Source organism: Streptacidiphilus sp. MAP12-16 (genome assembly GCF_041262165.1).
Lineage (GTDB): Bacteria > Actinomycetota > Actinomycetes > Streptomycetales > Streptomycetaceae > Streptacidiphilus.
Window position 1 is genome coordinate 24,027 of the sequence record NZ_JBGCBY010000014.1, and the last position, 17,489, is coordinate 41,515.

At 65.8% G+C, this 17,489-nt stretch carries 10 protein-coding genes; 6 read left to right on the top strand and 4 right to left on the bottom strand.

Going from position 1 to position 17,489, the window contains the following annotated elements; translation table 11 throughout:
- Nucleotides 1-66: 66 nt before the first annotated feature.
- The 6 genes from ABIA33_RS19845 (at nt 67) to ABIA33_RS19870 (ending at nt 10,402) form a co-directional block, all read left to right on the top strand.
- Nucleotides 67-1,188, top strand: coding sequence for a hypothetical protein (locus ABIA33_RS19845; protein ID WP_370083528.1), 1,122 nt, complete (start codon nt 67-69; stop codon nt 1,186-1,188).
- Nucleotides 1,189-1,213: 25 nt separating this feature from the next.
- Nucleotides 1,214-1,396: a hypothetical protein gene (locus ABIA33_RS19850; protein WP_370083530.1), complete on the top strand. Its 183-nt coding sequence runs from the start codon at nt 1,214-1,216 to the stop codon at nt 1,394-1,396.
- A 229-nt stretch (nt 1,397-1,625) separates the two neighbouring features.
- Nucleotides 1,626-2,894 (top strand): helix-turn-helix domain-containing protein, encoded by a 1,269-nt coding sequence (locus ABIA33_RS19855; protein WP_370083532.1) that lies wholly within the window; start codon nt 1,626-1,628, stop codon nt 2,892-2,894.
- 60 nt (nt 2,895-2,954) lie between these two features.
- Nucleotides 2,955-4,199: a hypothetical protein gene (locus ABIA33_RS19860; RefSeq protein WP_370083534.1), complete on the top strand. Its 1,245-nt coding sequence runs from the start codon at nt 2,955-2,957 to the stop codon at nt 4,197-4,199.
- Nucleotides 4,196-7,525, top strand: coding sequence for a hypothetical protein (locus tag ABIA33_RS19865; protein WP_370083537.1), 3,330 nt, complete (start codon nt 4,196-4,198; stop codon nt 7,523-7,525). The genes ABIA33_RS19860 and ABIA33_RS19865 overlap by 4 nt, the downstream gene beginning before the upstream one ends.
- A 24-nt stretch (nt 7,526-7,549) precedes the next feature.
- Nucleotides 7,550-10,402, top strand: coding sequence for an RNaseH domain-containing protein (locus ABIA33_RS19870; protein ID WP_370083539.1), 2,853 nt, complete (start codon nt 7,550-7,552; stop codon nt 10,400-10,402).
- 115 nt (nt 10,403-10,517) lie between these two features.
- Here the strand turns inward: ABIA33_RS19870 and ABIA33_RS19875 are convergent, their stop codons facing one another.
- The 4 genes from ABIA33_RS19875 to ABIA33_RS19890 form a co-directional block, all read right to left on the bottom strand.
- The gene (locus tag ABIA33_RS19875) at nt 10,518-11,327 is read right to left on the bottom strand and encodes a hypothetical protein (RefSeq protein WP_370083541.1); all 810 of its coding nucleotides are present in this window, start codon (nt 11,325-11,327) and stop codon (nt 10,518-10,520) included.
- Nucleotides 11,328-11,492: 165 nt separating this feature from the next.
- A complete protein-coding gene (locus ABIA33_RS19880) occupies nt 11,493-14,570 on the bottom strand; it encodes a type I restriction endonuclease subunit R (RefSeq protein WP_370083544.1) in 3,078 nt (1,025 codons plus the stop codon).
- 3 nt (nt 14,571-14,573) lie between these two features.
- Entirely contained in the window at nt 14,574-15,728 is a 1,155-nt protein-coding gene (locus ABIA33_RS19885) for a restriction endonuclease subunit S (protein WP_370083805.1), read from the bottom strand.
- Between the two features lie 31 nt (nt 15,729-15,759).
- Nucleotides 15,760-17,400, bottom strand: a complete 1,641-nt coding sequence (locus ABIA33_RS19890) for an N-6 DNA methylase (RefSeq protein WP_370083546.1) — start codon at nt 17,398-17,400, stop codon at nt 15,760-15,762.
- Between the last annotated feature and the right edge of the window lie 89 nt (nt 17,401-17,489).

Here is a 17,489-nt window from a genome sequence, read left to right on the forward strand (position 1 = left end):
AGGGCCCGCGAGCCGAGTCATCCGTTCCCACACGCGTTCGCCCCGTACTCGGGCAGTCTGGGGAGCGTGAAGTACACCGTGAGCGTGGACACCGAGCCGCCCGCAGACTCCCCCGAGCTGGATGCCCTGCAACGCGCCGGCGTCATCTACCTGCTTCGCCGTGGGCTCGACGCGGTTGAGACCATCGAAGGCGAGGATGGCTCCGAGGTCGAACTGCTCGAATCGTTCTTGGCGGTCCACCCCACGGGCGCCCTGTTGAAGGTCGTCGTCGATGCTCCATCGCTGGAGGAAGCCGAGGAGGCTGTTCGCGCGGTCACTGACGAGATCCTGGAGGGCTCCGACCTGCTCGGCGAATGGGTGGTCTCGAAGTGCGAGGTCGAACTGCATCCGGACCTCGCCGAGGAAAGCCTGGACGAGGCCGACGGACCCGGTATCTCTTCCGCCAGCCCCTCCGGTCTGACCGCACACCCTGCAGACGGCACCACTCCCAGTGGGCTCTCCGAGGAGGAGCGGGAGGCCCTTCGGGCCAGGATCTGTGCCCTGGCCCCCGTCCTCGCCGCATTCGGTGTGGCCTCCTTCGGCCACTTCACCGAGCCCGACGAGGAAGACGATGAAGCACCAGGCGAACCCCTGGTGTCACATGAGGTTGCCGAGCTCGCGGCCGGCGCACTGGCCTACTCCATGGACATCTTCCTGGATGAGCTGTTCATGGACTTGGCGGTACTGACGGAGGAGAGCTCCAACGCGGCCCAGTGCGACGGCCCGATGACGCAGCTCCACAGCTTGCCGAGCCAGTTCTCCCTCCAGTACGACGAGCGCTTCGCCCGCCACCTCGTGGTCACCGCCGTCACCCTCACCGGACGCATGACCCAGCCCGGGTTCGAGAACCTCAACTGTGTTGCCGAGGAACTCCTGCTCCGGCTCCTCCTCCAAACGGCCGAGGTCACGCTGGAGCTGTACGGCCTCATGAACCAGGACGTAGCCACCGCCTGGGAGTGCTTCGCGGAGGGCGTCTATGAGGACATGGACCACGAGTGGCTGTACGACCCTTCCATGGACGGCATTGACCAGGACCCCGCCGCCGCCCACCTCGGCATCGCACCCATGGGCCTCAAGAACTGGTTTACGCCCTTCAACAAAGACCGGCACGTCCACCCGTTCGCCCTCTACGAAGACGAAGCGCCATAAGCAGCCGATTTGTAAGCAGACCGGCTTGGCTCATCAGGGCGACTTACGCGAGTGCTGCTGCGAGAAGGTCGTCGGCCTGGGCGGCGAGGTAGCCCTCGGCGTCGAGCGCGGATTGGCAGCGGCTGCTGGCAGGTACCCGCCGCTGTTCATGCTGCTCGCAGTGGCGCCACTGGCTGCCAGGGTCTTCGGTGGACTGGCGATGTCGTAGCGTTCTGGGCCCCTGGCGACCGACGGCGGGTGATCCGGCCGCTGCTCCGATGCCACCTGCCAGGGCGTCGGGATTCAACTGAGAGATCCCTTCGGCGGGTCTTTCACCTGACGGTGGAGCCGGGAGCCCGTGCTGGCGGCGACAGTCCGGGGACCACTAATCGCGCATTGAGACATAGGCCCGGGCAGTCGGTGCGGCACTGTTGCCATGAAGTCTTCATGCGACTTCTATGGAGGTCATGCCCTCTCCGTTGCGCTCGATCGATCCGAGACATCTGGTGGCTCGCCGCGTCGAGCTCGGACTCTCCCGCGCGGAACTGGCCACCCGAGCTGGCGTTTCACCTCGGATGATCTTCTTCTACGAGGAAGGACGTCACACCCCGACTCCCCTGCGCCTACAGCAGTTGGCGACCGCGCTCGGCTGCAGGGTCGACGCGCTCATGGGCGCAGCGCGTGGTCAGGAGACGCTGGTCGATCTCAGGTATGCCGCAGGGCTGACGCTGGAGCGTGTCACCGAACTTCTCAAGACCTCGCCTGCGGGGAGGGAGCTGTGTGTGTCCGCTCCGAAGGTGTCCGCGCTGGAGCACGGAGGGGAGGTCAAGGGTCGGCACTGGCAGGACCCCGAGGTGACGGGGCGACTTCTCGGCCCCCTGGCTAAGGCGTACGGCGTTCCTGTGCGCATGGTTCTCGACGCATGGCTGCGCACCAGACCGGACGATCCTGCTCCCGTGCTGTCGGCCAAGGAGAAGCAAGCACCCTCGAGAGCTGCCCTGGCGACATGGGATTCGTTGAATGAGCGTCAGCAGATCTACCTGGGGGAGGTCATGCGAGATGACCGGATGACCGAGACCGAGATGTGGATGCGGCGACTCCAGCGGCTGCCGGTGCCCAGGGCCGCTGAGTGGCGCAGGCTGCCTCTAGCGTTGAGGGCTGCTCCGTCGGCTGTCGGCTACACCCGGTTGCAGGAGCGGCTTCGCCAACGTGGAGTTCATGACCCCGGCGCCGGCTCGACAGTCCACGCGTTGGAGCGTCGGGGGTTGCTGGTGGTCAGCGAGGATTCGGTTGAACATCCGGCCGTCGGTGAGGTGGGCCGGGTCATGGTGGAGATCACCAGGCGTGGTCGCGCTGCTGCGCGGGCCGGGCTCGGTGAGCCGCGTGAGCCGGATCCTGCGCCGCACCTGCTTTCGGAGTGGCTATGGGGAGTCGTTGCCCGCGTCGCGTCCGCGGAACCTGTTGGGCTGGAGGATGACCAACTCGCCGGCCGGTCCTTGTTCTTCATCGGTGTGGGCTACCGGGGCAGGTCCGGGGCACAGCCGAGCCGTGGATTTGTGGACTCTGTCCCGGTTATGGCACCGGAGGGGACGTACGTCTCGGAATACCGCTGGCGGCTGACCCAGCTCGGTCGGCGCCACGTCGCGGAGTACCTGGACGTCTACCGGGAGCTCTATCCGAGCGTTAATACCACGGGACTCGAAGCATTGGCGGGCGACGCGCCGTAGTTCGTGCCTTTTCTCCCTGGGCGGCCCGATTGTCAGAGGTGCCGCTTACGCTCCATGACTGTGACAAGTTCAACGGAGAACGGCACGCAAGGGCTCGGCGATGTCCGGGTTCGCTACCTGGTGACTCGGGCCGCTCTGCGCGCCGCAAAGGCTGTGACCGAACCCGGACTTGAGCCGCAGCAGAGGTTGGCGACGCTGATGGAGTGCCATGGCACTCTCCATGCGGCGCGCGGCCCCGGCATTCCTCTGCCGTTCGGGGAGTTCCGCCGCGCGCTCGGAGAGAATCTCGCTGCCCTGCTACCCGACGGCGTGGATCCGCTGGACTTGGACGGGATGCTGGTCGTCGACCGGGATGGGCAGGTGACGGAGGACGCCTTCGATCTCGATCTTGAGCAGCGGATGCTGCTACACACGCTGCGGAAGCTCGACAAGACCGCGGGGGTGGTGAGCGACAGAGAACTTCAGTCGGAGATCGACCAGGAGACCGCATTCACGCTTCTGCACAAGCAGGGTGACCAGTCCGTCTACGAGGCCGGGCGGTCGGACCTGATCCGCTTCCCCGCCGGTGCGGTCGACGACCTCTGCGAGTTGCGGCTTCCCCCGTTGGTCGCGGACTTCTACCGAGAGATCCCCTACAACTCGCAGTTCCAGGGCTGGTGGTTCCCGTGCCCGGTCTGCCGGTGGCCGATGCGGATCGTCCTTCGGAAGAACAGCGGCGCTCTGGTTGGAGCGGTCCGTTGCTGGCACGCTCCGCACGCGGACATGGGTGCCTCCTACCTGTTCCGGCCGACCACGAATCCCAGCGCCCCCGAGTTGCTGCCTGAACCGTCGCCGGCCCGACCGGTGGGCCGTGAGGCGGTGCTGTATCCGGACGTCGGGGACATTCCGCTGGCTGTGCCCGTTGCCGGGCACAAGGCCATTAGTCGGGGGATCTGGCGGTACACCACCGTTCCCGGGCTTCCTGAGCTGTCCCTGTACGACCGGCTGGTCGAGCGCGGCCTCAAGGTGAAGCTGTGGCCAGGGCTCGATTCCTACGACCTGCTGGTCGAGGCCGGGCCCAAGCGGGGCAAAAAGGTGCCGTTCAGGGTCGACGTGAAGGACTACACCTCGGCTGCGACGCTGGCGAAGCTGATCCATGCCCAGGAAGGCGACCGCGGCGGCGCCGAGTGGCTGGTGGTACCGGACTACCGGGCCCGCCAGGTCCCGCTGTTGTCGGGGGTGTGCGAGAAGTACGGCATGCGGGTGGCTGCTGCCTCCGAGTTCGGCGAATTGGTCTGCGCGAAGGCTGGGGTGAGCTGGACATGAGTGATGTGCCGATCGCAGAGACCGCCGTGTACTCGGCGCTGGCCCTTGCGGCCCACTACTTTCCCAAGACAGTCGACGGGGACATCCGCACTGCGGCCCCGTTCGCCGAGGCGGCGTCCCTGGTCTCGGGGAAGTACCGGGCTTGGGACCGGTGGAAGGAACTGCCTCACGACGAGAAGCAGCGCATCGCCATGGTCTGCTCCATCGCCCCCGGCGAACTCGCCGACGTCCGCACATTCTCCGTGGCGGCACGCACCCTGCTGTCACCGCTCACCGCGGACGGAACCAGCAGCACCCCGGTGATGGGCCCCTTCGAGCTTGTGGGCACTGACCCCTTCACTGCGGATTCCGCGTTCCCCAGGCTCGGCGGTGATCCGCTGGGCTACGTCGACCGTCTGACCAGCCGATTCCGGCGCCCCAGCGCCCGCCCCAAGCCTGCGGAATTCGCCGGGCCGGGCACCTGGCTCACCCGCGAGATCTTCGTCAAGAACGTAGGCCAGATCCATGGACGCCTCCAGATCCCCACCTACCCACAGTTCACAGAAGCATCCGGACACGACAGCCTGCCCAGCGTCTCGACCGTGCCGTACCAGCCCGACCAGCGCATCCCCACGCCGGAACTACTGCGCTTGGCGAGAGAGATCGACATGCGCTTCCCGGAGGACAAGCGCTACCTGCACAGCACCCTCGGGCAGCTCTTCAAGGTCCTGAAGACCTCGGACACGGTGTCTCCCGAGGAGGCCCTGTCGCTGACCGCCGGCGGCATGGAGATCTTCAACGCACCCACCGGTACCGGCAAGAGCGTCCTGGTCCGCGTGATGGCTGCCTGGTTCGCTGCCAACGACCTGCGCATCGCCATCGTCCTGCCTGACATCAAGGCATGTCTGGCCATGACCTGGAATGTGCGCGAGGACCTGGCCCACCTGCACCGTTCCGGGATCATCGAGCAGAAGCGCACGTGCGCGCACCTGATGTCGTCCTCCGGGATGCACGAACGCGCCCTCAAGCTCGCCTCGCTGATCAAGGAGTCAGTGGACGCACCGGGCGAGTGGGGCGAACGCGCCCAACGAGACATCGATCCCCTGGCCTACGGATGCGCCCAGAGGACGTTCCTCGAATCCACCGGCGACTACCCGCCCGGACGCGAACCGTGCCTGTCCCTGTACCGCCAGGGCGTCGGATCGGCAGCCTGCCCATGGATCCCCACCTGCGGGAAGTTCACCCCCGTCTACGAGGCGGCCAGCGCCAATGTCGTCATCATGAACCACTACGCGTTCATGAAGAGCAACCTGAAGATCGGCGTCAACCTGGACGGCCGCCCCGTACGCAGCATGACCGTCGCCGAGTTCGCGCTGCGGACCTGCCACGCCGTGGTGATCGACGAGGTCGACCAGTTCCAGTCCCGAGCCGTCGACCAGTGCGCCAGCGAGATCATCCTTCACTCCCGCCGGCACTGGTCGGCTGCGCCCCAGGAGATGGACACCGACGCCAAGCGGCTGCGTATCGACGACGAGCACAGCCTGCTGCCCGCTGTCAGCCATGTCCGTCTCATGGCCGAGTTCCTGTTGCTGAGCATCTGCAAGAACGCTCTCAGCCTGCACGCCACGGAGGACGACCGGGCCCAGGCGCGCATCCCCGACCAGACCAGCACCCGCTGGCACCTGGCCCGCGGACGGGACCGCACCCTGCTCCGGTTGCTCTGGCCCGAAACCGCGGCGGCGGACGGGGCGGACATCCCCGTCGAGTACTTCCAGCGGCTCAACGCGCTGATGCCGGCCCGCTACCAGCGCCCCGACCCGCTCAGCGGACAACCGAGCCTGCTCGAACCCGACTGGCACGAGGTCAGGAGCGAGCTCAGCGCGCTGGTGGCGCCCCGTGGCGAACACCTGCTCGATGCGGTCAAGCTCGAACTCCACCGCCTCCTCGCGGACTCGGTCAAGGACCCCCACCAGCGGACGCAGGCGATCAACCTACTGGTCACCCGGACCGCCATGATCGAGCTGGACGAAGCCCTCTCGGCTCTCCAGGAGAAGGCCCACGACTATCGCTCCTCCGGTCTGCGCTCAGCCCAGAAGATCTCGAAAGACCTGCAGTCCGGCGCCGTCGCCTCCGTCCTGCCCCTCGGGATGCTGGGCCGGGCGATCACCGGCTACCGGGTCACCGGCCTCGACGACAAGGAGAAGAACGCCGCCCTGGTCGCCCAGACCATCGCCGGCGACCCGCACACCTTCACCGCCGAGCTGGGCGGCATCGTCTCGCTCATCCTGGCCGGCGTCGAGCGGCCGGTGATGGGGCTGTCCGCCACCGCGTACTTCCCCCAGGCGGTTCGGGAGCACCTGCACGCCCCGGTGCGCTGGTGGATGACCGACGCCCAGGCCAAGTCCATCCGGGCCCGGAAGCACCGCATCGACTACGGCGAGGGCCACCCTCTCTTCGGCGAAGCCATCAAGGTTTCCGGCACCCACCCCAGCCGTAAGAAGGACGCACTCATCGAGCTGGGCAGCAATCTGTACGACCAGTACATCCACCGCGAGCTCGAACGCACCGCCGCTAAGGACCCCGACCGGGCACACGTCCTGGTCGTCGCCAACTCCTACGAACAGTGCGCCTGGCTCGCCCGCGGCATCGCCCGGGCCGGGCGCTACGACGGAGGGCTCTGTCTGGCGGTGAGAGCCGAAGACCTGCACAGCCCCAACCCCGAGCTGCCCCGGGAGAACGTGGCGGTACGGCTGACCGCCGAGGAGTTCGAAGACTTCCCCCGGCACGGGAAGATCCTGGTCGTGCCGTTGTCGCTGATCGCCCGAGGACTCAATATCGTCAAGGGCACGCGCTCAGCAGTCCGCTCCGTCTACCTGTGCGTGCGCCCCCTCGCCCTGCTCAACGACCCCGCCGAGATGTACGGCAGCATCAACGCCGCCGGACTGCGAGCCCTGCCAGCGGGTGGCAGCCCGTTCCCATCGCAGGCCCTGACCGAGGCCAGGGGCGCGGCCTGGGACCGTCTCGCGCTTCTACTGCGTACCGCTCCTCAATTCACGGCAATGCACAAATCCCTCCAGGAGGAGGTCGTCGCTGGCATGATTGTCGACCTCATCCAGCTTGCCGGCCGCGCCCGCCGCGGCGGCACCGAAGCCGTTCTGCACATGGTCGACTACGCCTTCCACGAGGACACCTGGAGCGCCGACCTGGAAACCGTCCTCAAACGCATCCACTCCCAATGGACGCCGCAGGTACGGCAGCGCATGAACGACCTGTACGGGGAGGCACTCAACGCCTTCCTCTCCTACGCCGGCATCGAACCCCACGACCCGGGCCACCCCGGCAACTGAGCGAGCAGAGACGGAAGAGAACACGTGACCCAGCAGGACCGTGAACCCGGCAAGTACCTGAACACCCTCGCCTTCCGCTGCACCCCGGAACTGGTCGGCGACGCCGCAGTCCACGTGCGCCACTTCGACGAGGCGACCTGGAAGCTCTGGGACGACTTCGACCGGCTCTGCAAGAAGAAGTTCAGGAACGACTCGGCCCAGGCCCCCTACTCCATCGCCACCACCGTCCTCAACATGACCAGCGGCGGCTACGTCTACTTCGACCCCGACCGCCGCGCCCCGTTCCTCGCCTCGCTCAATCCTCTGGACGACAAGCAGCTCCGCCGCGTACTCACCCTCACCTACCACCTCGCCCTGGGCCAGGACGTCAGCACCATCGACCTCACCGCTCCCCCCGAACTCGCCAAGCGGTTCGCTGATACCCCCGAACACAAGTACTCGCTGGCCGCCTACCTCCAGACCACGAAGAACGCTCAACCCACGGCTCCCAACTGGCTCTACCGCACGGTCAACTGGCAGCTCGCCCAGCAGCTCGCCGCCGAGCCCTGGGCCATCTCCGACAGCCGGACCGTCAAGCTGCGGCCCGACACCACCGGCGGCCTGGTGGCCCTCGACGACCCCTGGACGAACGAGCAGGGCGGTCGCTACGCCCTCTCCCGGACGGCTCTCACGTTGAAGACGCTGCCCAACGTCGCCAACCCCGTCCTGCTGCTGACATCCCGGGTGACCCGGATCTCCTCCTCCCTGGTCTTCTCCACCACCGCCCTCGCCGAGCAACCCGGCGAGAACCACCCGCTTCTGGAGGTCGCCCTCAATGGCCGCGGCGGCGCCCGCACCATCAACCGCCTGGCGCTGCAGGCCCTCGGCCGCCTGGAGATGGACTACTCCGTCCTGCGTACCATCGACAAGCGGTCGCAGGCGGAGCAGAAGCTCCTCGCCGAGGTGGCGAAGGCGAAGGCGGAGGGGAAGGAGCCGCCCCGTTTCCCGAGAGAGCACCCCGGCCAGGTCTGGCCCATCCTGCCGAAGAACTTCTCCTTCCCCATCGGCACAGGTCCCGGCATGGAACACCTGCGCCTCCTGCACCAGCACTTCACCAAGGTCTTCGACGCCGACGCGGTGCCATTGGAAGCGCGTGAGGTGCGGATGAGCCTGCCGCACCGGCCGACGGACCCCGAGAACATCTCCAAGGAGGAAGAGCGGCGCCGCAAGGCCGAGCGCAAGGCACATCCGGAGCCCAAGACCCTCGGTCCGATCCGCAAGCGCGGCACCCTGTTTCCCACCTCGGAGTCCATCTTCGCCTCCGTCGAGGCCGCCGGCTTCAAGAAGCTGCGCATCCTCTGCCTCTGGTACGAGGACGACGCCCGGCTGCGGATGCTCGACACCTTCTGCAAGAGCTTCGACCTCAACCCCGCAGGGCTCAACCCGAAGAACGGCCAGGAGCTCCAACTGCATGGCGACCAGATCGTCGCGGAGTTCTACGAGGCCGCCGACTTCCTCAAGCCCGGCCCCTCTGGCGGGCGCAGGGAAGCACTGGCCGCCACCAGCGCACCGGTCCGCTCCCAGGACGGAGTGCTGGTCGCAGCGTGGTGCGAGACTGAGATCCCTACCTCGGCCGTGGGTGAGGAGCATGCGGGCATCAGCTTGGACGATCTCGATGCCAAGCCCCAGACCAGGAACCTCCTCGGAGACCTCGGCGTCCCCACCCAGTACCTCCGCGGCAAGGACGAGAAGGGGGTCGTCTTCAAGCCCAAGGCCAAGGACCACCCCGCCGAGATGGCCCTTCTCGACCTATACCGGTCGCTCGGCATCGTCGATGACCGCATCGCGGACGCGCTGCGACCCGAGAAGGCCGGATACCCGGTCGACCGCATCGCCCATGTCGGCATCCACATCCGGCAGCAGAACCGGCGTAAGGGGGAGTTCAGCCAGCCCAAGGTCGTCATCACCGCGTCTGCCCTCGTGCCCCCGCAGGCAGCGGGTGGCACCTGGACCATGCTCGGGTGGAGCTCTACCCGGCCCGAATGGCAGCTATACAACTTCGCCCAACCTGCCTTCCACGCCAGCGCCTATCCGGAGGGAACAGGCGACAGGAAGACCTACCGGCAGCGCTGGGACGACGCGGCCGAGACCGTCGAACGCGCTCTCGCCGACCTCGCCGATGAACTCGACGGCACCCCGTACGTGGTCACCGTGGACGAGCAGGCATCCCGACGGATGTGGGACGGGCTGCAGAACATGCGACAGGGAGGCTCGCCCGGCGACGGAACCAGCCGCTACTGGCTCCCCGGCACCACACTGAGCCGGGACGAAAGGCCGCAGGCCGTCATCCGCATCAACATCGACGGCGAAGAAGTACCGCAGCCCGTGAGCACCACCCGTCTCGCCAAGGCCAAGAGCAGCGAGCCGGTGGAGCAGGACACCGCGACCACGCTCTACCAGGTCACCACCGACTTCGGCACCCCGGCGTGGATCCTCTGCAATGTCCCACGAGCCTTCGACGGGAACGGAGTAGGCCGGCTGGGCTCGAAGTACACGCGCTGGGATGCCCAGGTCTCCGTCATGTCCGACAAGAAGGAGGACCGGCGCAAGGGGGAGATGCCGCAGAACTGGTACTCCATGACCGCCAGCGAGATCTACCCGCTCGCCTGCGCTGCCGGAGTTTCCGAGGAGGCCCTTGCCATCACCACGGCGAAGCTCTGCCACCAGACCCAGTTCTGGGACGGCCGCTCGCGCTTCCCCCTCCCCCTGCACGCTGCGAAGCAGATGGACCTTGACCACCCGCAGTATCGACGTACTGCCGCTCCCGAAGAGGCCCTGAATGCGGAGCCCGGTGTCGAGGAGACCGCCGGGGACGAGCCCATCGGTGAGGAACCGTAGGGACGCAGCTGCATCTGGGGCCGACCGTCGTGCCCCCGGGCCCGGCAACCGCCAGAGGTTGCCGGGCCGCTGCGGCCCTCGTCGTCCCGCTAGGAGTTCACGGTTGAGCGCGATGTCAACTGTCGCTGCCGTTCTGCCCCCGGATGGTCAGCCATGTCTCGACGCCCATGAGGTGTTCACCCATTGCTCCCAGCGAGCCGGGAGACGATGTGTACAGCCGAGACAAGTTGACCTCGTACAACTGATATGCGGTGGGCAGCTGCTGGGCCGCCTTTAGGGCCTCCAGTAGATGCTGGATCGCGCCGTCTCGGTCGCCGGCACCCAGTGCCTTCTCCAGGTCCGGCCAGACGGTTTCGCCGATCCCTTCGATGATCTTCTCGATGTTGCCCGCCGCGGTGCGTACGACGTTGCGCAGGGCGTCGTTCTCATGCTCGGCACGATCCGTAGCCCACTGATCGTCCCGCTGGCTTTCGTCCCAGTCCGTGTCGCCCCAGTGCGCCTCCCAGTCCTCGGCCGCATTGGCCAACTCGGTGGCCTGCTGCGCATCAAGCTGCTCTTGAGTCAGGAGCGGCGAGTTGTCCGCCTCCGCTTCCTGGTCGAATGCATGAGGCCAAGCGCGGGAGGGGAGCGCCCTGTCGTCCCGGATGGCGGTCAGCAGCAGTACTGCATCCACCGCAGGCAGGATCGTTCGTGGGTCGATGAGGCCCACCACTGAGTTGACCGACTCCTCAACAGCCGCGTAGTTATGCTCAGCGATCTGATTGTCCAACTCGTAGTGCGCTTCGCGGACGGCACTCCCGACGCTATCGATCTCATCGAGGTTTGCTGCGATCTCGGTGTCGAGGCGCTCGGCGATAGCTCCCAGCTCTCGCGCCTCCTCAAGCTGCAGCTCCAGTTCGGCAACTGCCTTGGCCAGATCCCCCACGGTTTCCCCTCCGTATGTGCGATGTCAGGATCGATTGAGCATTCGGTTCATGTGCCTGCCGCCATGCGTCTGACCTGTGCCGTCAACCGACCTTCGTAGCGGCAAGGCCGAGCAGTGGAGCGAGGTCCGGAAGACGCCACACGCTGCCGGACTTCCGCTCCCGGCTCAGTCGACGAGGTAGTGGGCTTCGATGTAGGCGACGGTGGAGTCGTACGGCTCACCCACCGGTTTCAGCGTGTAGCGGCGGAAGACGGCGGCGGTGGCGCGGCGGGCACCTCGATTGCGGGCGTCGGCGTTGTCCCAGGAGCGGGTGAGCGTGTGGGTGACTACCTGATCGATCTCCTCGGCCAGGTTCCTCTCCGTGACGGTGAGACCAGGCGGCGCGTGGTCGTGGATGATCCGTGACAGGACGCCTACTCGATCGTCGTCCAGCACGACGACGGCTTGGTCGGGGTGCTTCTCCGCGTCGACGACGGCCCGGGCGACCTGGAGTGCTTCGGCCAGGAACTGGAGGGCGTCCTGGGCGTTCTGGATGATGCGGTCCCGCAGTTGTCGTATCCGCTCTGCCAGGGCGGTGTATTTCGCGGACCCGGGTTCGACGCCCTTGTCGAGGGCGGCCTTGATGCGGTCCAGGATCTCTGCCGCGGTTGGCGGAGTGTCCTCGTCGGTGTCCTTGTCGGGCTTGGGGCGGACGAGGGCCAGCAGTTCCTTGAGGAGGGCGATGCCCTGGGCGTCCAGGACAAGCCTTTCCTCTTGGGAGGCGGCTACGGAGAAGGAATGGACGTGGGCGTTGATGATCTCCAGGACCATGGGGCCCAGCTCGTTGAGCCGTTCCTTGCGTTCCTCGTCGGAGGACTTCTTGAACAGGGTCGTGTAAACGGACCCGAACAGTCCGAAGCCGTCCCGGTACTTGGTGACCCGCTTGTCTGTGGTGATGAGCGGGTAGAGGCGGGCCAAGAGCCGGTAGTCCTTGGCGAACGCCTCGGCGGCGGCAGGGTCACCATCGAGGAAGGCGTTGATGGCTCGCACGGACTCGTAGCCGTGGACTGTGAGGTCCAGCCCGTCCACGTCCACGAGTAGGTCCTCTATGCGGGCGAAGGTGGTACGGAACTCTGCGACCAGCTCCGTCACGTCGGTGACGAACCCGCCGCCCTTGCGGGCCCCCTCCGCGGTGGGGTCGGCGACGGCACGCTGGACCTCTTCAGCCAGGCTGATGTAGTCGACGACGACTCCGGACGTTTTCACGAATCCGGTCGGGGACACCCAGGTGCGGTTCGGGCGGGTGATCGTCTGGAACAGGTTGTGCGCCTTCAGCGGCTTGTCCAGGTAGAGGACGCCCTCGTTGGGCGCGTCGAAGCCGGTCATCAGCTTCGCGGTCACCACCAGGAAGCACAGCGGGTCGTCCGGGGCGAGGAATCGCCGCTTCTGCTCTTCTTCCTCTGTCTCGGAGAGCTGGTATTGCCGCATGGCGGCTACCTCGCTCTTGGCGTCCGAGACGGAGATGTTGACCTCAGCGGTGATCCGCTCGTGCTTGGCAAACTTGTCGAGGACGAGCTTCGCCTCGAAGCCGGCCAGCAGCTCGTTGATCTTGTCCGTGTATGCCACGGCCAGCTCGCGGTTGTAGGCGACGACCTGGGCCTTGAGGCCGTTGCGGTAGGCCCCGGCCAAGTAGTGGTCAACGATGTCCTGGCAGACGGCCTCGATGCGCTCGGGGTTGGCGAACACCGAAGTGAGGCGGCCGAACTTGCGGGACAGTGCCTCACGGTCGGGGTCGTCGAGGTCGAAGTTGTCGGCGAACTCGTCGAACTCGGCTTGGAGTTCCTGGTCGTTCATCTCGAAATCGACCGGGCGCGAGTCCAGCATTACGGGGACGGTCGCCTCGTCGAGCAGGGACCGGGACACCGAGTACCGATGCAGCACCCGGCCGGGGTCGGCCTCCTCACCGAAGAGGGCAAAGGTGTCGGTGGCCAGGTTCCTGATGGGTGTGCCGGTCATGCCGAAGAACCTCGCGTTCGGCAGCGCTGCGCGCATCTGCCCGGCCAGGGACTTCTTCTTGTCGGACTGGGTGCGGTGCGCTTCGTCGACGAGCACGATGATGTTGTCTCGGGTCGACAGGTCCTTGCCGGCGTCGGCGAACTTGTGGACGGTGGTGGAGATGACGCCGCGCACGTCGTCGGCCAGCAGGGATCGCAGTGCCTGGCTGGTGGCGGGCTGGTGGAAGTAGGCGTCACCCATCGCGGAGGTGAACACCCCGGAGGTCTGCCGGACGAGCTGGGTCCGGTCCGAGAGCAGGATGATCGTGGGCGAGTCGGTGCGGGTGTCGGCGAGCAGCAGCGAGGCGGCGAAAACCATCAGCAGGGTTTTCCCGGAACCCTGGTGATGCCAGATCAGGCCCTTGCTTCCGCCTTGCAGGAACCGCTCGTGGATCAGGTGCGCGGCCTCCATCTGCGGGTAACGCGGGAGGTACTTCGTGTCTGGGCCGCCGCCCGAGGTGTCGAAGAGGGCGAAGTTCTCCAGCATGTCCAGGATCGTGGCGGGGTTGAACAGCAGTTCGGCGGAGCGGCGCAGGTCGGCTTCACCGGAGAGGTTCTCGTCGTCGGCAGTGGAGCGGAACGGCTGCCACAGGTTGATGGGAGCGCCGGCGGCACCGAAGCGCATCTTCACCCCGTCGGAGGCGACGGCGAAGACGTTGGGAGTGAAGAACCATGGGTACTCGGCAGCGTAGACGTCGTTGATCTCGCGGGCGGCGTCCGCCCACTCGGACTTCGCCGTCGGGGACTTCACCTCGACCACGACCAAGGGCAGGCCGTTGACCCAGTAGACGAGGTCGAAGCGGCGGGAAGTCTTGCCGGGGACGGTGATGGTCACCTCGTCGGAGACGACGAGGGTGTTCCCGGTCGTCGGGTGGTCGAAGTCGATGACCTTCAGGGCGTGCCAGGCGCCGTCAGCGTCTCGGTACTCCTTGCGCCCACGGAGCAGGTGGAGCACTTGCTCGTTCGCCCGTACCAGTCCGCCTTCGACGCTGTTGACCTCAGCGACGATCTGCTCGACCACCGTGTCGACGTCGAAGGTGCCGATTACCCCGGGGTTGAGCCGGATGATGGCGTCCCGAAGGTGGCTGGTGAGCACGGTCTGTGTCGTCGTACGCGGCAGCGACCTGCCCGCGGTGAAGCCCCAGCCCATCGGGAGAGACCACTGGATCATCAGATTCTGGAACTCACGCTCACGAATGCCCTTGGCCACAGCTCAGACCCCCAACTCGGCAGACTCGATGTCGATCGTGCGATCCAAGAGGCCCGAGAGCAGTCCCTCTCGGAGCTTCCGAAGACGGGCCTCCTCAGCACGGATCGCCGTGATCCCCTTGGCTAGAGCGTTGCACCGTCGGACGTACTCACCCTGCTCAGGAAGCGGCGGGATAGGCAGCTGAAGAGTGACGAAACCGCGCTTGTTGATTTTGACCATCGACCTGCTCGTCCCACCAGCAGTACCAGAGATGCGCGTCCGAAGTTCGTGTGACGACAAAGCATGTTCAAGGTAATCTGTGGAGACGCGAGATTCGTCCACGCGAAGCCGCCAGATGAGGTCAGGCATGAACGTACCTGGGGACACGTTTCTCGCGACGGCGACAAAGCCAACCCGCTCCGGCGTATTGCCGCGCGTGATGAGCAGGTCCCCATTTTTCACCACATGACTCGGCGAAAAAGAAGTGTCATCTGTCAGCGCCTTGGCCTCACCCGGCTTGAACCAACCACGCTGCACTGCACTGAGCTTTAGGATTCGATACTTGTCCTCAGTGGAGGCCTCACCCTCAGCCTCGACGCTCTTGCCACTGTCGATCCCCAGCAGTACGTCGCCGACGGGCTGATGATCCATCTCTGGCAAGTCTGAGCGAACGGATGCCAGAATCCTCTCCAGGGCTTCGGATTCAGTCTCGAGTGCAGAAATTTGGGCATCAACTACGTCAAGGATCTCGACGATCCCTGCCTGTACTTCGCGAGGTGGGATCGGGAATTCGATCCGCAAGAGCTGCTCTGGGTTTAGGCGCTTACGCCGTTGAACTGTCCCGCTCACCCGGTTCTTCATCTCTGCCCACAGTCGCGGTGAGCTGCAGACGTACCGCATCCAATCGGGCACCAGTTCCGGACCAAGCGTAAATGTCGGGAACTCGCTGCTGGCGACGAATCCATCGAACTCTGCAGGTACTACGGTGATCGGGCCTTCCCACGCCGTCAGTTTCCGCATCACGACCTGGTCGACGCGCAGCACGTTCATTGCCGCGTACTCTGTATCCCCGCCGTCGAGTTCTCCTTTGGCGACAAGCCCCTGTCCCGCGTTCAGGACCCCGGCCAGACGGTAGGAGGTTGCGGGCAGCATCGGTGTGCGCTGAATGTCGAGACGCATCACGTCTCCGAGCGGACGGAGCGGGTAACCGTCACTCATCGAAGCCCTCGATCCCGGCCTTCGCCAGCACAGCGAGCATGTGCTCCTCGGCTTTCTGACGTTCTGCCCTGGCGAGGTTGTACGCATCGATGAGCGTGCCGAGGTCTTCCTGCTCGGCGGCGGACTGCTTGATGTACCGACCAAGATTGAGGTCATATCCATTCGACACGATCTCCGCGATGGGGACGAATCGTGCCGCCAGTCCGCTGTCTCCGTCAGGGGGCACCAGGTTGTTGTCCGCATCGACGCCCGAGCCGTAGGCGCTCACCACGTCGGCGATGTCTGCCGCATCCAGGACGTTGCGGTTCTTGCCCTTCGTGAATCGCCTGGAGGCGTCAATGAAAATCACGCCATCCCGGCGTCCCTCGGCCCTAGTGCCGGGGGCACGGAAGACAAGGATGCAAGTCGGGATAGAAGTCGAGTAGAAGAGGTTCGCTGGCAAGCCGATCACGGCTTCCAGTAGGCCGTCATCCAGAACCCGCTGGCGGATGGCTGCCTCCTGGCTGCCGCGGAAGAGGACCCCGTGCGGCAGCACGACGCCAGCGCGCCCCTTCTTCGGATCCATGCTGGCGATCATGTGCTGCACGAACGCCCAGTCCGCTGTCGACTGCGGGGCGATCCCTCCGAGGGCGCGGGGGTCCTTGCTCCAGGGCTTCCACTTCAGGCTGTATGGCGGGTTGGCGACGATCACGTCGAACTGCGCGATGGACCCGTCCGGCTTCTTGAAGCGCGGGTCCTTCAAGGTGTCGGCCACCTCGACCTTGAAGTCCGTCAGGTTGTGCATGAAGAGGTTCATGCGGGCCACACCCGCCGTATCCGGCACCGCCTCCTGGCCGTACAACCTGAGCGAGTAGGCGCGCTCGTGGCGAGCTTTCAGCAATGAGACGGCGGCGATGAGCATCCCGCCCGACCCGCAGGTGGGGTCGTATACCGACTCGTACTGCTTGGGGTTGAGGAGTTCGACGATCAGCTGGACGACTTCCCGTGGGGTGAAGAACTGTCCGGCCCGGGTGCCGGACCCGTCGGAGAACCGCTTCAGCAGGTACTCGTACGCCCCGCCGAGCACGTCGTAGGACATGTTGCCCTCGTGCATCTTGGGGGTGCGGTCCATCTCCCGCATGACCGCCGCCAGGACGTCACCCGACAGCACCGATTCGGAGGTCCAGGTCATGGACCCGAACAAGCGCGAGAACTTGTCAGGGTTGGCGGTCTCAATGGCTTGCAGGGAGGAACGGATCCGGTGGCCGAGGCCGGGCTGGGTGACGGTAGCGAGGATGGAAGACCAGGAAGCGCGACGCTCGTGGACTGTTCCGGAGTTGATGTACGGGATCTCAAACGACTGGTGGTCGCGGTACTCGATCTCGCGGGCTTCCTCGACGGAGAGGCTCCCCAGGTCCTTATACGCGGCCAGGAACTGTTGGTGGTTGTGCTCCCAGGTGTCCGAAAGGTACTTCCAGAACATCAGCGGGAAGACGACCGAGGAGTACTGCGCTTCAGGCATCGCCGCGCGCAGCTCGTCGGCGGCGGCCCACAGCCGGTTCTGGATCTCCTGCTGAGTCACTGCCATCAGTTGGGGGTGTCCTTGCTCGTTAAAGGGCGGCGGCCCGAGGGCCGCGCTCTTCCTGCTGGTCACTCGGCCTTCAACTCATTCGCATCGACATGCCACCATGCGAATCCTGCTGTCCACCGGTCGCTGTAGTGATCCCTACACGGGCGACTTGC

Excerpts from the sequence above, each read along its gene's own strand:
- ABIA33_RS19865 (WP_370083537.1), top strand. The coding sequence starts at position 4,196 with ATGAGTGATGTGCCGATCGCAGAGACCGCCGTGTACTCGGCGCTGGCC.
- ABIA33_RS19855 (WP_370083532.1), top strand. The coding sequence starts at position 1,626 with ATGGAGGTCATGCCCTCTCCGTTGCGCTCGATCGATCCGAGACATCTG.
- ABIA33_RS19885 (WP_370083805.1), bottom strand. The coding sequence starts at position 15,728 with ATGCGTCTCGACATTCAGCGCACACCGATGCTGCCCGCAACCTCCTAC.